The following is a 13,498-nucleotide window of genomic DNA, read 5'->3' as shown; positions in this document are numbered from 1 at the left end:
AATGGTTTATAGAAAATCACATTGACTAAGCAAGACTCAAGAAGAAAAAGATAAGGAGATTATAGGAATTGATGCAGGTGAAATTAGCAGTAGTAAGCTTTCTGCTGAACGAAGACAAGAACCTAATATTAGAATAAAACCTAAGCTAAAGTTTTATTATTCGCAAAACCCTGATTACTATGTCAATAATGAACAAGCCACAGAACCTAAAATAAATGCAAATAAAGAAGATAAAATAACCGCAGTGCAAGTATGTGATGCACTGGCATTATATCTTCAAAACAAATTGAAGATTCATAATATGCCTATTAAGCATAATTTTTCTTCAAATAAACAAGGCACTAAAGGTAATAATAAATGGTTACCCCAGATTGGGTAGGTATGGAAGTTCTTAATGAAAAGTGGAGTTTACTAATTAAAGATTGTGCTAAATATTATGCATGAAAACAAGCAAGGTTTTGGTCTTGTGAAGCAAAAAAAATTATCAATCGTAGTAATTTACGAGAATCTTTTTTTTAGGCTTTATCAAATTCCTCATGTGCACATTATGGTTATTTAGTTGCTGCTGATTTAATTGAAAGTAGATAAAATGATACTAGGCATGATATAGGATTTATTTTAGTAGATATAGAAAATCCTGAAGATAGTAAAATATCAATTCCTGCTAGAGAAAGACTGGAAATAGATTGGAATATGGCTAATAGGTTAGCAGAAGAGAATAAAGATTTTGAAAATTATATAAATAATATTGATACAGTCTATAAAAAACAGAAAGTAAATGATAGTATTTGGTTTAATATTAATGACCACGTAAATAAAATTCCTAAGCAAAATAAGAAGAAAAAATAAACATATTTATATATAGACCATTATTATCACGCATTTATAAAAATTTAAGCAGTGAGTCCTAAAATTAATGTACTGAGAATTTTTAGTGTTAAACTAAATTTATATTAATTATTTTTAAATTTGTGGATTAATTATGATTAACTGTGATTTAAGTACTAATTGTACATATTATATGTAGAGGGGCTTAGAGCACAAATGGCTCCAATGCATTTAGGTATAAAAATTCTAAAAGAAGCATATTAACATGAGATAACGGTTTTGCAGGAATTATGCATGCTTATTTAACGCTTTGTGAACGCATGACTAGAAAATATGAAAAACCCGAATTTAATAATCCTTGAAACAATTATTGATGATAAAACCTATAACATTAATGAAAAAGTTATACTAAAAAAGTCTTTTTGTGAACTAAGGCATTTTTAGAAAATAGGTTTTAAAAAAGAATTACCTCAATTATTAATAGTAGCACCCATGGCCATGGCGGGACATCACGCTACTTTACTTAGAACAACAGTACAAGAATTATTACTGTATACCGGTATTTATATTACAGATTGGACGGAAGCCAGTTATGTGCCGCTTGAAGCAGGGCATTTTGATATGGATGATTATATTGATTACGTAATGGAGTGTATCAATTTTATAGGACCGAATGTTCATACTATGGCAGTTTGCCAACCTACTGTTCCATTGCTTGCCGCCATTAGCTTAATGTCGGAGAGTAATAGTCCAAATGTGCCGAGTTCGATGATTTTGATGGGCGGCCCTATAGATGCTAGAAAAAATCCCACGGCAGTTAATGAATTCGCTCAAAGTAAAAGTTTAGAATGGTTCTGCCAAATGGTAATGCAGGTGCCGCCAAACTATCCCGGTTTCCTCCAACTTGCCGTCTTTATGGGTTTAAACTTATGTCGTCATATAGATTCACATTTAGAATTATGGCAAAGTTTATTAAATTCTGACTATAAAAAAGCCGATCATACTATTAAATTTTATTATGAGTATTTAGCAGGTATGAATATGCCGGCAGAGTTTTACTTACAAACTATAGATGAAGTATTCTAACAATTTTCGTTAGCAACAGGTAAATTAGTTTCTGAGAAGCGTCCGATCGATTTAAAACATATTACTAAATGTGTTTTACTCGGTATTGAAGGGGAATTAGATGATATTGCAGTGGTAGGGCAAACAAAAGCTGCTTTAAAACTTTGTTCAAATATACTTGAATCAATGCAAAGATACCATTTACAAAAAGGGGCAGGGCATTACGGGGTATTTAGCGGAAGTAAATTTAAACAGTTTATAGTGCCTATTATCAAAGATTTTATCTATGATTTTGATAAAACTAATTTCAAGCAATCTAAACTTAAGGCAGCATAAAAATAGTCATTATGAGCGGGCATTGCCTGCGTGGATTATTTTTTCCGTCATTGCGAGGAAATTACGTAAGTAATTGACGTAGCAATGCAGTAAAAAATGCTGATTTACAGCATTTTTGTGTTATTTTTTCTGGATTGTCACGCTCCTTTCAGTCGCTCGCAATGACGGGATGGTATCCACGCAACAATACCTTGTTGGAATTATATCGCAGCCATACAACAAGATCATAATTAAAGGAGAAGTGTGGTAATCTAATATTCAACTCTTATTAATCTTTTGAATTTCTTGTTGTTGCTGTTGTCTGTAGTCTTCCGCTTTTTCTTCGATGTAATTAAAAAAGAAATAAGTAAAAGTTAAAAAACCGGTCAAAATAATACCAAATGTTATTAGTATTGCTTTAAGTTGCTTTCGTGAATCTTCTGCTTTTAACCTTTTCTCTTCTTCATCTATGTCTTCATCATTTTTGACTTCAGATATTATTGTTTGTTCGTCTGTAGTATTTTCCATGTTGTAACTCAACTAAAATGAACCGCTTTATTACTAAGTTGTTCCTATAACTTACAGATTTTTGAAGTTTATAAGATTAGCTATATTTGAATGATGAGGTTTAAACTCATAAAAATAGGATATATAAGCAATAACGCTATGTCAATAGTCTTGAATATTAGCGGTGTTCAACCAAGGTTATACATATTATTATAATTTGAGTCTCCTAACATTGAAGTATTTAAAGTATCGGAGTAAGCAGCTGATAATATAGCATCATCAAAAGTGATATTAAGCTGTCCTATATAGTCTTGAATAAAATTGTTAACAGTAGATTCAAAGTGTGTATATTTTTAGGATATGAATAAACAAGCTCTGTACATTCTGTATTTCCTAATTTACTTCCAATCAATGTTAATAACATAGAGTTATATTCATCTTGGGGGTGTTACGATTAATTATTTCGTAAGTTTTAGCAAGAATATAACAAGCTTCGTTATTTCCCTTCATAGTTTCTAATTTTATTTCTTCAGAAGATAAAATATTAGAAAAGCTTTTTCATATATTTCATAATTCGGTGATGAATCAGATTTTCCGTTAAAAAGAGCAGTAAATAGGATTTTAGCTTTCTCTAGATCATTCATTTTTGATTTATTGGCAACCAAAAGACCATTTTCATAGTATCGATAATTATGAAATTGTCAAGACCTTAATTTATTATTAGAACTAATGAAAGAGTTTGTAGTATTGCTTGTTACTACGTTTCCCTCGCAATAATTATAGTTTATATTCCGGTGTTTTACCTGTAATAAGGAATGCCAAGTACCAAGATCGTTCCAAGCAAAATCGGCTTTTATCATGACCATTCCCGAAATATATTCCATTATGGTATTGTCTATAGAAATTGCTGCGATTTCATTATAAGCCTCATTGTCTATGGCCAAACTATTCTCATTTTTTACGGCAGTATTAAATGCTTTTTCTGCAATACAGAATAAATCAGGTTGAAGGTTCATTGCTAAGTTTAAGAAGAAGTTAACATCGTATACACAAATTCCTGAATTCCAAAAATATTCATTACTTTGAAAATGTTTGTTTGCTTGCTCTAATATAGGTTGTTCAATTAAATGATCAACTAGATAAACATTTTCTGCAATTGATAATCCTGTGTTTATATAGCCATACTTGGCACTTATAACATTTATAGGAATATAGTGCAAATGCCGCATTCATTAACATAATGTAAAGCTTTATTTATAGTATTAAGATAATTTATATCATCCGCTATATGATGGTTTGAAGGTAGTAACACTACAATATCAAATCCTAGTGCTGTAGCCGATAATGCCGTAATAATGGCACAAACGGCAGTATTTTTTTGTAAAGGCTCGGTAATTAATGCTATTTCTACATCTATTTCTGTTGCTTGTTCTTTAGTGATTGATTCATATTTTTTGGAAGTAATAATAGTAGGTTGTCCTAAAAATTTATTTCGGTTTAATGTTTGCTGAAGTAAAGTTAGATCACTCAATATTTTTTTAAACTGTTTCGGTTTATCCTTAGATGCCAAAGGCCATAGTCTTTTACCGTTACCTCCTGCCATAATCACCGGTTTTATTAGACTCCTTTTCAGGATTTGCCTGTGCTCAGGTATTTTTATACGCTGTACAGGCTCACCACTTATTTGACTCCCAACTTCTGAAATATCCGCGATATACGTCGATCCAATACTCGCATCCTCACTTACCTTTTTGTATGCTGCGGTGCTGCGTTTCATGTCTCCTTCAAATTCCTCTTTATAAGATAGGTTATGTAAGGAGTCTACTTTCATATATTTTACAACTATTAATTGAATTAAATAATAAAGAGCTTTATAAATAGTTTTAAAAAATATGTCAAGTGAATTAACTATATTGGCAAGTTTTACAATAAAAAGTACTTCTGCCTGAATGCTTTATCTTGATAATAGTGCTAGAGCAGCTTAAACAACTTTGTCCCTCTCTACCGTAAACCTTAAGTTGCTTAGTAAAATAACCAGGTTTGTTATCGCCGTTTACAAAATCTTTAAGAGTAGTACCGCCGGCAGTTATAGCTTTAGTTAACACATCTCTAATCGCTTTAATTAAATTTTCTATTTCATCATCCCTTAAATTGTTACCTGATTTATCCGGATGAATTCTAGCTAAATGCAGACTTTCGGAAGCATAGATATTACCGACTCCGACTATAACTCTATTATCCATAATCAAGTTTTTTATTGGTATTTTTTTAGTTTGTAGCTTATCTTTTAGATATTCTAACGTCAATAAATCAGAAAAAGGCTCTATGCCTAAATCATTCAAAAATTCTTTTTCTAAGAGATCAGTCTTAAAACTATAAATCATACCGAATCGTCTAGTATCGTTGAAAATTAACTTTTCGCCGTTACTTAAATCAAAAATCACATGATCGTGTTTTTGAGTTTTATAATTAGCAGATTGCAGAGTAAATCTGCCGCTCATGCCTAGATGAACTATTAAAGAATAATCATTATTAAAATCTATAATTAAATATTTTGCACGACGCCTAACATCCAGTATATTAGTATTTAAGGTTTCTGTAGCTAAAAGCGGGGATAGCTTATAACGTAAATTATCTCTTTTTAACTCTACATTTTCTATAATAAGCCCGATTAGCTTATCTTTTAGAGAGTTTTTAAGAGTTTCTACTTCAGGAAGTTCCGGCATTTGATACTAATATTTATAATAAAAAACTATGAACCAAACAAATTTTGGCTTTAAAAAAGTAGACTACACTAAAAAACAAGGTTTAGTAAATAACGTTTTTTCTAATGTCGCTGATAAGTATGATTTAATGAATGACTTAATGAGTTTGGGATTACATCGCTTATGGAAAGATGAATTTATTAGGCAAATTCCAAATCTTAACTCTCATATATTAGATGTTGCTAGCGGTAGCGGTGATATTGCTTTAAAACTTGCTAAAAAAGCAAGAGATAGAGTTAATAATATCTCTTTAACTTTAAGTGATATTAATGAAGAAATGTTAAAGCAAGCTAAGAAAAAAGCAATAGATCTGAATTTATTTCAAAATCTTAAATTTACTGTAGCAAGTGCTGAAGAACTACCGTTTCCGGATGATAGTTTTGATTATTATACTATAGCATTCGGTATTAGAAACGTACCTGATATAAATAAGGCTTTAAAGGAAGCATGTAGGGTTTTAAAGCCAATGGGTAAGTTTATATGTCTTGAGTTTTCAAAAGTAAAGGAAGGGTACATAAAAGATTTCTATAAATTCTACTCATTTAATATTATACCGAGTATTGGTCAAATGATAGCAGGTAATAAAGAGGCATATGAATATTTGGTCGAAAGTATAGATTTATTCCCCTCACAAGACGAGTTTAGAATAATGATTAAAGACGCCGGTTTTGAGGAAGTCGGTTATAAAAATCTAAGTGGCGGAATAGTTGCTATCCACAGTGCGTATATTCAATGAACTTCAAAAATTGGCTACGTCGTTCTACAAGATCTGCGGTACTTACGTATTAAGTATACGCTCCGTTCCTCGACTTGTGAACTCCTTGCTCTTTTTGAAGTTGATCTTCGTATACTATTCTTTATTTTACTTCGGAGTATATAATAGATGATAAGTAATTTTTTTAATTTAATACGTATTTTTCGTATCATCAGTAAAAAGCAAATCTTAATTGATTCAAGAAGCCCTAAATATTGCAGGTTTATCGGTTATATATTAGCCTTATTTTTTGCTCCGGTCTCGTTAATAAAAAAATCACGGGAAGATTACGGCAAACGCTTAATAGATTGTTTAAGTGATCTTGGACCTATTTATATAAAATTTGGACAAACTCTTTCGACAAGAGCCGATTTAGTAGGAACAGAGATAGCAGGTTATTTAAGGTTACTGCAAGATAAGCTACCTCCGTTTGATGGTGGGGTGGCGAGAAGGTTGATAACGTCATTGCGAGGAGACATTTATGTCGACGAAGCAATCTCAGCAAGCAAACAAAAGATTGCCACGCAGTCTATGACTGTGAGCCATGACGCCCTCCCTTTCTTACACCTCGACGATACCCCCATCGCTGCCGCATCAATTTCGCAGGTACATAAAGCACAACTTATAACCGGTGAATATGTTGCGGTAAAAATTTTGCGTCCGGGTATTCATAAAAAATATAACAGAGATATTAAGCTGCTATATTTTCTTGCAAAAATTATCTCAAAATTTTCTAAAGCAAAAAGGCTCAAACCGATTAAAGTAGTCGATAAATTTCATGAAACTATGAAATTTGAGCTTGATTTACGTTTAGAGGCGGCAGCAGCTTCTGAGCTTACGGATAATATGCGAAATGATATTAACGTGATAATCCCTAAAATATATTGGGATTTAACATCAGAAAATATACTAACCACCGAGTGGTTAGACGGCACTTCTATATATGATACTTTGCTACTAAAGGAAATGGGGTTAGAACCTGCAAAAATATCTCAGGATTTTGCCGTAATGTTTTTCAATCAAGCCTATAGAGACGGATTTTTTCATGCTGATTTACATGCAGGGAATATTTTAGTGAATAAGCAAGGTAAAATAATTTTACTTGATTTCGGTATTATGGGCAGACTTAAGGAAAAAGATCGTTTAGCCGTTGCCGAAAGTCTATTTGGCTTTTTAAGGCGTGATTATAAATTAGTTGCTAAAGTACATTTAAGAGCCGGCTATATCCCATCAAATACCGATTTAGCTTTATTTGCTCAAAGTTGTAGAGCAGTTACCGAGCCTATAGTAGGGACGCCCATAAAAAATATTTCCATAGGTAAGCTGCTTGCACATTTATTTAAAATCACGGAAGATTTCGGCATGGAAGTACAACCGGAGTTGTTGTTATTGCAAAAGACTTTAATAATGGTGGAAGGGATAGGCAGACAGTTAGACGGTAATGTTAATATGTGGCAGCTCGCCGAACCTTGGATTAAAAAATGGGCCGTGAAAAATCTAAGCCCTGAAGCGAAGTTGTTACGATTGGTAAAGCATGACCTAGATAGTCTAGAGGATATTATTTGACATATAAAAAATTAGCCTTATATATTAAGAAATTTTTTATTATTAAACTAAAAGATTTATTTATTAAATATCCTATTACTACTCCTTTTTTGGTTGATTGTAAAAATGATAAATTAGTATTTCCTTCAGATAAAGAACAAAAATATAAAAGAGACCTAAAAGAAAAAATAGGAGAGGAAGAGTTTGAAAAATTAACGGCTTTAGATAAAAAATTGTTTAATACCCCGAAAACTTAGAAAATATAGCTTTAGTAAGTATAGAAAGACATCTCGATAAACCATTTATAGTAGCGAAATTGTTTAATGATGTACAACGTGAATATTATAAATCCATATAGATCCCGATAATAATATTAAATCGATTTTGCATTTCTCAGAAATATATTTTATCGGTGATGTAGGGTGAATGCCGGCTGAAGTTTTAAAACGCGAGTATAATGTCGGTACTATACAGCAAAAATCTTTACCGAAAATCATGGAATTATGGCCTGACCCTTACTATTTTACAACTGGATTCAGAAAAATAAAGAGTATAACAACCCGGATATAGATCCTCAGGTAATGGAGAATATTGTTTTATTGTGTGGAGAGGTTAGTATGGATTTACCGGTAAATGAAAAATTATAGTAAAAAACCATTGCACGATAACCATGACTTTTAAAATTAACAAAAATTAAAAAGTAAAATTTTATAAACCTTTAAATTATATAAAGGTATTTAAATGTCTAAAAGCCAAGAGCAAGAGCAGGAATCCATTGATAATATAAGGCAACAGTTTGATGAAGAATATAAAAATCTTTCGTGGGTTCAAGTTGGATATTTAGCTCTTGGAGCTGACACAGGTAACAAACAATATGATGAGTTAAATAAACGATATCTAGATCTTAATAAAGATAATTTAGGTATAATACAAAAAGTGTTATCCAAGCAGTCGGGAATGTTCCTAGTGCATTGCAGTTTACCTGGGAGGCTTCTCAAGTTTTACCTAATCTTGCATTGGAGCTTAATAACCTCAGAAAAGCGAGAAGTGCTACCACTAGTGTAGGTTCTATTGACGCTGGTTGCAAGATGATAGCAGATGCAGCATCGCTTATAAAAAAATGTGCTTCTGTTTTACATTCCGCAACTATATCCAATAGTTCAAAAGAAACTCTTTTACAGTCTAAAGTTATCCCATATCTCTTCTCACGCCTATTTTAAATAAGAGGCTTAGCAAAATAACAAAAAACTTTCAAACTTCCGAAACAGAAAAAATAAATGTATTAGACAAAATAAGTCCTAAATTTATCAGAGAATTATCTACACTAGGAGTAGATTTAATATCTAAAGCACTAGAAAGCGATTTAAACCCAAAAGTACAAGAAATATATAAGAATATTAAACAAAAAAACACGTCATCTCAAGGTGCTATATTAAAAATATACATGACATTTAAAGCACAAAAAATCGCTAAACCTGAATTAATTGCAAATACAGTAGCACTACTTGTAAATTCTAGCGAAAAATTAATTGAAAGTACTCCTTCAGCTATAAAAGCTTATAGTCAGCTTAAAGCAAATCAGCGTTGGACTAAAATGAACCTAAATATGGAAGGGTTAGATATTGAAACTAAAAAAGAGTTATTAAAAGGCAAAAAACCTCAAATAGTAGAGTTAGTTGAAAATGCCAAAAAAATTATTGATAATTTATCTCCTGTTTTAGAAAAAAATTACCGTGATATTTAGATAGTAATAAACAGTATATATTAGATGTTTTAAAACATCCTAAAGTAACGGAAAGAATAGAATCACAAGGGAAAGATCCGGAGTGTTTATACATAAGGCATTAGATGCATCTACGTCTTTTTTAAAAGAGGCTCTGCCGTCAATTACTAAACTTGCAAGCCTCGCTCTTCCCGATAGCGATAAAGTTGCTGATATGATACAAAAATTTCAGTTAATTAAGCCATTTCCAAAGGAAAAGAGAAATCAAAAGAAGAAAAGGTAAAAGAGGTAAAGGAATTGATTAGTCCTTTGATACAAATTAAAAACCATAATCCGGAAATAAGAAAAATAATTGCAAAAGATCTTCCTGAACTATTAACAAAACATGTAAGTAGTTTAGGACCGGTTGTAGATGAGTTGTGAAATAAAACACCTAAGGGTCAAAAATTAAAATTAGACGGTGAAAAATTAGTAAAGATAGCCGGTAAGTAAACATGCACCTGAATTAATTCAAATTGCCGATAAATTTAGCAAACATGAATACGGTAAAATTATTATTGCTGGCGTTAAAATTATTATCAGATCCAAAAGTGCTAGGAGTATAGTAGCAGAAACTATAGTTAATTTAGGAAAAAGTAAATTTAGTAAAGATAAATAAGCAGTAGGACCGCATACAAGTAAGGTATTAGAAGAAAGACAAAGAGAGATAGGAAAATCCGGTAGAGGCGCCTAAGTCCTATGCACTTTTAATAGAATATTATGGCTCTAGTTGGCAATTATCAAATTTTTTTGAAATATGCATAACTATTCCTTCAAAAATCTTATTAATTTTCGCTTAAAAAGATCTAATAATTATAATCATTAATCAAAAGTGCACAGGACCTAGAAACATCTTGCTATTATTTGATTAAAATTATATTGTAAATTCAAAGTGTCATTATGAAATTACAAGGATGATAGACAGAAATTATTATTTAACACATATCACAGGTGCCCTTGAGATATTCCCTATTTGTGCCATGCTCGGTCCAAGGCAATGTGGTAAAACTACTTTAGCTCACGCTTATATTAAACAGCTTAAAGAAGATGAAAAGAGCTACTTTTTTGACCTTGAGGATCCAGCTCACTTAGATCAATTTAAGAATCTTAAAACAACTCTTGAGCCTTTAAACGGTTTAATAGTAATTGATGAAATTCAAAGACAACCTGAAATTTTTCCTTATTTAAGAGTTCTTGCTGACTATTCAAACAAAAAATTTTTAATATTAGGTAGTGCTTCTGGAGAATTATTGCGACAATCTTCAGAATCATTAGCCGGCCGTATTGAATATATGGAGCTTACTCCGTTCAATTTAATAGAGATAAATGATTTTAGGGAGTTATGGTTAAGAGGTGGTTTTCCTAAATCATATTTAGCAAAAAATTATGTCCAAAGTCTTAGATGGCGTAATAGCTACATCACTAGTTTTATAGAGTGTGATTTGCCTAGTTTAGGAATATCTCTTAATGCACATGTAATGAGGCAGTTATGGATGATGCTTGCTCATAATCATGGGCAATTATTAAATTATAGCGAGCTTGGAAGGTCGCTCGGTTTAACGGATATGACTATAAAACGTTATACTGAAATATTAGAGCAAACTTTTATGATTCGGCTATTAAAACCTTGGTATGAAAATATCTCAAAACGTCAAGTGAAAGCACCAAAAGTCTATATACGAGATAGCGGAATACTACATGCATTATTAGGGATTCACGAACATGATTGGTATGTTCATCCAAAACGCGGTCTTTCATTTGAAGGGTTTGTAATAGAGGAGTTAATACGTAAATTTAAAACGGATGCAGAGTATTTTTTTTGGCGAACGCAAACAGGAGCAGAATTAGATTTATTGATTATTAAGAATGGTAAGAAATACGGCTTTGAAGTAAAAAATGCTGATGCTCCTAGTATTACTAAATCAATGCATACCGTTCTTGCCGATTTGCAGTTAGAACATTTATATATTGTTACCGCCGGGAATAATACATATAAAAAAACAGAAAAAATAAGTGTAGTTGGAATAGCGAACTTATCTAATTTACAGCTTGGTTAAAGTATATAAGTTACCATATTTCATTACCTTTAGTCTTATCATTACTTAATAAATTCATGATGACAATTAGAATCAGTAATATTATCTAGTAATATATCTAATGCAGATTTTTCGGTGCTAATAACTAAACTGTTATTAATTAATTTTAAACTACACATACGGGTTTTTAGTTTTTACGTAAATGAATCTAATAGGAACGCCCGGCATGTCAAAAGCCTCACGCATATTGTTTACTAAATACCTAGTATAGCTATCGGTAATTTTTTCCGGATTATTGGAGAATAGTTTGAAAGTAGGGGGGCGGGTTTTTGTTTGAGTCATATATTTTACACGTACTCTTCTGCCTCCTTTTTGTAAAGGCAGCAGATGTGCTTCCGTAGTAAAATTAAGCCATTCATTTAATTTGCTAGTAGTTATTTTCTTATTCCAAATTTTATAAATTTTAAGACAAGCATCTAGCACTTGTTCAATATTTTGTTTATTTATTGCTGAAATGAATAGAACGGGGATACCTTTAACTTGAGGCAGATGAGTATTTATCTGATAATAAAATTCTTCCTGAAATGCTTCTTTTTCGGATTCTTTAACTAAATCCCATTTATTCACTACTATAACTATACTTCTTCCTTCATGTACCACATGGCTTGCAATATTTAAATCTTGTTGTTTTAAAGGAGCTAAAGCATCAATCATTAAGATTACGGTATTAGCAAATTTAATACTGTTAATAGTATCCGATGCCGATAATTTTTCTAAAGACTCTGTAATAGTAGATTTCTTGCGGAGTCCTGCCGTATCAATCAATTTAATATGATTATTTTTATATTGCCAATCAATTTCAATTGATTCACGAGTAATGCCGGCTTCAGGACCGGTTAATAATCTTTCATCATTAATAAGAGCGTTTATAAAAGTAGATTTTCCGGCGTTAGGTCTGCCACTGACTACTATTTGCAAACAATCTCCTTTAATTGGATCGGCTATATTTGTCTTGATTGATTCTTCTTCAGGTAACTTGGCAATAATTTCGTCATATAAATCAATTAAGCCTGTGCCATGCTCGGCAGAGATAGCTATCATACTATCAAACCCTAATTTGTAGTACTCTTTATCAAAATCAAAAGCTTTCTCGCATTTATTAACTACCAATATAGCAGGCTTATTATATTTTCTAACAAAACTACTAAGTAGCTTATCATCAGGTAATATTCCGCTTCTACCGTCAACCATAAAGCAAATTAAATCTGCCTCTAAAATTGCTTTAGTAGTCTGCTCAATTAACCTCTCTCCCATACTATTAGGATTCTCGTCAAGTCCTGGGGTATCAATTAACAAAAATTCAAAAGAGCCGATTTTGCCGTCTGTATATTTTCTATCTCTAGTGACGCCTGGCAAATCGTGAACGATAGCTTTTTTACGTATGCTTAATCTATTGAAAAGTGTTGATTTGCCTACATTCGGACGGCCAACTAAAGTAATGATTTGCTTAGTCATTATTTAATATATTATTATGGTTAAGAGAACTAATAATGCCCCGATAAAACCTACTATATTTGCTATTATAATAGGTGTATTTTTTATTAATATGCCGTATATAAGCCAACTACAAAGAGCAATAGCACTTATAGTAAAGGCGGGCATAGAAACAGAAGCTGAAGATTGGCAGGTGAAAATCTTATGAGCCTGTACATAGAACATAAAATTGCCGATTGTACCGACAATCGTCATATATTTTTCGTAAAATGTCATGAATTTTGGAGACATATATTTATTTTTAAAAAGTGGTCTATGTCATGCCTGCGTAGGCGGGAATCCATTAAAATCATATAAAACTTATTTTTATATGGTTATTTTATCAAATTATGTAACTCCTATATCAATATTAAAGCTATTTTTTTGG

14 protein-coding genes and 2 pseudogenes are annotated in these 13,498 nt (G+C 31.7%); 10 read left to right on the top strand and 6 right to left on the bottom strand.

Annotation, left to right across the window (positions count from 1 at the left end):
• Positions 1 to 693 precede the first annotated feature (693 nt).
• The gene (locus tag RC_RS09670; protein WP_010977622.1) at positions 694 to 849 is read left to right on the top strand and encodes a hypothetical protein; all 156 of its coding nucleotides are present in this window, start codon (positions 694 to 696) and stop codon (positions 847 to 849) included.
• Between the two features lie 133 nt (positions 850 to 982).
• Positions 983 to 2,229 (top strand): annotated as a pseudogene (gene phaZ / locus RC_RS05225) (polyhydroxyalkanoate depolymerase).
• A 258-nt stretch (positions 2,230 to 2,487) separates the two neighbouring features.
• On the opposite strand, the gene RC_RS05220 reads toward phaZ, so the two are convergent.
• From RC_RS05220 to mutM, 4 genes are all read right to left on the bottom strand, one after another.
• Positions 2,488 to 2,736: an RP671a family tick cell line-upregulated protein gene (locus RC_RS05220; protein WP_016830915.1), complete on the bottom strand. Its 249-nt coding sequence runs from the start codon at positions 2,734 to 2,736 to the stop codon at positions 2,488 to 2,490.
• 680 nt (positions 2,737 to 3,416) lie between these two features.
• A complete protein-coding gene (locus RC_RS10840) occupies positions 3,417 to 3,944 on the bottom strand; it encodes a sugar phosphate nucleotidyltransferase (protein ID WP_010977618.1) in 528 nt (175 codons plus the stop codon).
• Positions 3,917 to 4,546, bottom strand: coding sequence for a sugar phosphate nucleotidyltransferase (locus RC_RS10835; RefSeq protein WP_010977617.1), 630 nt, complete (start codon positions 4,544 to 4,546; stop codon positions 3,917 to 3,919). The genes RC_RS10840 and RC_RS10835 overlap by 28 nt, the downstream gene beginning before the upstream one ends.
• A gap of 73 nt (positions 4,547 to 4,619) precedes the next feature.
• Positions 4,620 to 5,441 (bottom strand): bifunctional DNA-formamidopyrimidine glycosylase/DNA-(apurinic or apyrimidinic site) lyase, encoded by an 822-nt coding sequence (mutM, locus tag RC_RS05200; protein WP_010977616.1) that lies wholly within the window; start codon positions 5,439 to 5,441, stop codon positions 4,620 to 4,622.
• A gap of 28 nt (positions 5,442 to 5,469) precedes the next feature.
• On the opposite strand from mutM, the gene ubiE reads away from it, so the two are divergent.
• The 8 genes and pseudogenes from ubiE to RC_RS05165 all read left to right on the top strand — a co-directional run bounded on the left by ubiE (position 5,470) and on the right by RC_RS05165 (position 11,598).
• Positions 5,470 to 6,216, top strand: coding sequence for a bifunctional demethylmenaquinone methyltransferase/2-methoxy-6-polyprenyl-1,4-benzoquinol methylase UbiE (gene ubiE / locus RC_RS05195; RefSeq protein WP_010977615.1), 747 nt, complete (start codon positions 5,470 to 5,472; stop codon positions 6,214 to 6,216).
• 147 nt (positions 6,217 to 6,363) lie between these two features.
• Positions 6,364 to 7,800 (top strand): 2-polyprenylphenol 6-hydroxylase, encoded by a 1,437-nt coding sequence (ubiB, locus tag RC_RS05190; protein WP_010977614.1) that lies wholly within the window; start codon positions 6,364 to 6,366, stop codon positions 7,798 to 7,800.
• Positions 7,797 to 8,036, top strand: a complete 240-nt coding sequence (locus RC_RS05185; protein ID WP_010977613.1) for a hypothetical protein — start codon at positions 7,797 to 7,799, stop codon at positions 8,034 to 8,036. The genes ubiB and RC_RS05185 overlap by 4 nt, the downstream gene beginning before the upstream one ends.
• A gap of 169 nt (positions 8,037 to 8,205) precedes the next feature.
• Positions 8,206 to 8,426: pseudogene (locus RC_RS07920) on the top strand (hypothetical protein).
• Positions 8,427 to 8,520: 94 nt separating this feature from the next.
• The gene (locus tag RC_RS05180; protein WP_010977612.1) at positions 8,521 to 8,844 is read left to right on the top strand and encodes a hypothetical protein; all 324 of its coding nucleotides are present in this window, start codon (positions 8,521 to 8,523) and stop codon (positions 8,842 to 8,844) included.
• Positions 8,845 to 9,223: 379 nt separating this feature from the next.
• Entirely contained in the window at positions 9,224 to 9,523 is a 300-nt protein-coding gene (locus RC_RS05175) for a hypothetical protein (protein WP_010977610.1), read from the top strand.
• An 82-nt stretch (positions 9,524 to 9,605) separates the two neighbouring features.
• Positions 9,606 to 9,785: a hypothetical protein gene (locus tag RC_RS05170; RefSeq protein WP_016830910.1), complete on the top strand. Its 180-nt coding sequence runs from the start codon at positions 9,606 to 9,608 to the stop codon at positions 9,783 to 9,785.
• A 670-nt stretch (positions 9,786 to 10,455) separates the two neighbouring features.
• Positions 10,456 to 11,598 carry an ATP-binding protein gene (locus RC_RS05165; protein WP_010977609.1) on the top strand — a complete coding sequence of 381 codons (1,143 nt, stop codon included), beginning with the start codon at positions 10,456 to 10,458 and terminating at the stop codon, positions 11,596 to 11,598.
• Positions 11,599 to 11,748: 150 nt separating this feature from the next.
• Here the strand turns inward: RC_RS05165 and der are convergent, their stop codons facing one another.
• Positions 11,749 to 13,092 carry a ribosome biogenesis GTPase Der gene (der, locus tag RC_RS05160; protein ID WP_010977608.1) on the bottom strand — a complete coding sequence of 448 codons (1,344 nt, stop codon included), beginning with the start codon at positions 13,090 to 13,092 and terminating at the stop codon, positions 11,749 to 11,751.
• A gap of 3 nt (positions 13,093 to 13,095) precedes the next feature.
• Entirely contained in the window at positions 13,096 to 13,362 is a 267-nt protein-coding gene (locus RC_RS07910) for a SemiSWEET family sugar transporter (RefSeq protein ID WP_010977607.1), read from the bottom strand.
• Positions 13,363 to 13,498 lie beyond the last annotated feature (136 nt).

This window comes from Rickettsia conorii str. Malish 7 (genome assembly GCF_000007025.1).
Lineage (GTDB): Bacteria > Pseudomonadota > Alphaproteobacteria > Rickettsiales > Rickettsiaceae > Rickettsia > Rickettsia rickettsii.
This window is presented reverse-complemented; position numbering and strand designations above follow the sequence as displayed.

What these genes read in the sequence shown, in the direction of transcription:
- RC_RS09670 (WP_010977622.1), top strand. Translation starts at nt 694, where the DNA reads ATGGCTAATAGGTTAGCAGAAGAGAATAAAGATTTTGAAAATTATATA.
- RC_RS05220 (WP_016830915.1), bottom strand. Translation starts at nt 2,736, where the DNA reads ATGGAAAATACTACAGACGAACAAACAATAATATCTGAAGTCAAAAAT.
- RC_RS10840 (WP_010977618.1), bottom strand. Translation starts at nt 3,944, where the DNA reads ATGCGGCATTTGCACTATATTCCTATAAATGTTATAAGTGCCAAGTAT.
- RC_RS10835 (WP_010977617.1), bottom strand. Translation starts at nt 4,546, where the DNA reads ATGAAAGTAGACTCCTTACATAACCTATCTTATAAAGAGGAATTTGAA.
- mutM (WP_010977616.1), bottom strand. Translation starts at nt 5,441, where the DNA reads ATGCCGGAACTTCCTGAAGTAGAAACTCTTAAAAACTCTCTAAAAGAT.
- ubiE (WP_010977615.1), top strand. Translation starts at nt 5,470, where the DNA reads ATGAACCAAACAAATTTTGGCTTTAAAAAAGTAGACTACACTAAAAAA.
- ubiB (WP_010977614.1), top strand. Translation starts at nt 6,364, where the DNA reads ATGATAAGTAATTTTTTTAATTTAATACGTATTTTTCGTATCATCAGT.
- RC_RS05180 (WP_010977612.1), top strand. Translation starts at nt 8,521, where the DNA reads ATGTCTAAAAGCCAAGAGCAAGAGCAGGAATCCATTGATAATATAAGG.
- RC_RS05175 (WP_010977610.1), top strand. Translation starts at nt 9,224, where the DNA reads ATGACATTTAAAGCACAAAAAATCGCTAAACCTGAATTAATTGCAAAT.
- RC_RS05165 (WP_010977609.1), top strand. Translation starts at nt 10,456, where the DNA reads ATGATAGACAGAAATTATTATTTAACACATATCACAGGTGCCCTTGAG.
- der (WP_010977608.1), bottom strand. Translation starts at nt 13,092, where the DNA reads ATGACTAAGCAAATCATTACTTTAGTTGGCCGTCCGAATGTAGGCAAA.
- RC_RS07910 (WP_010977607.1), bottom strand. Translation starts at nt 13,362, where the DNA reads ATGTCTCCAAAATTCATGACATTTTACGAAAAATATATGACGATTGTC.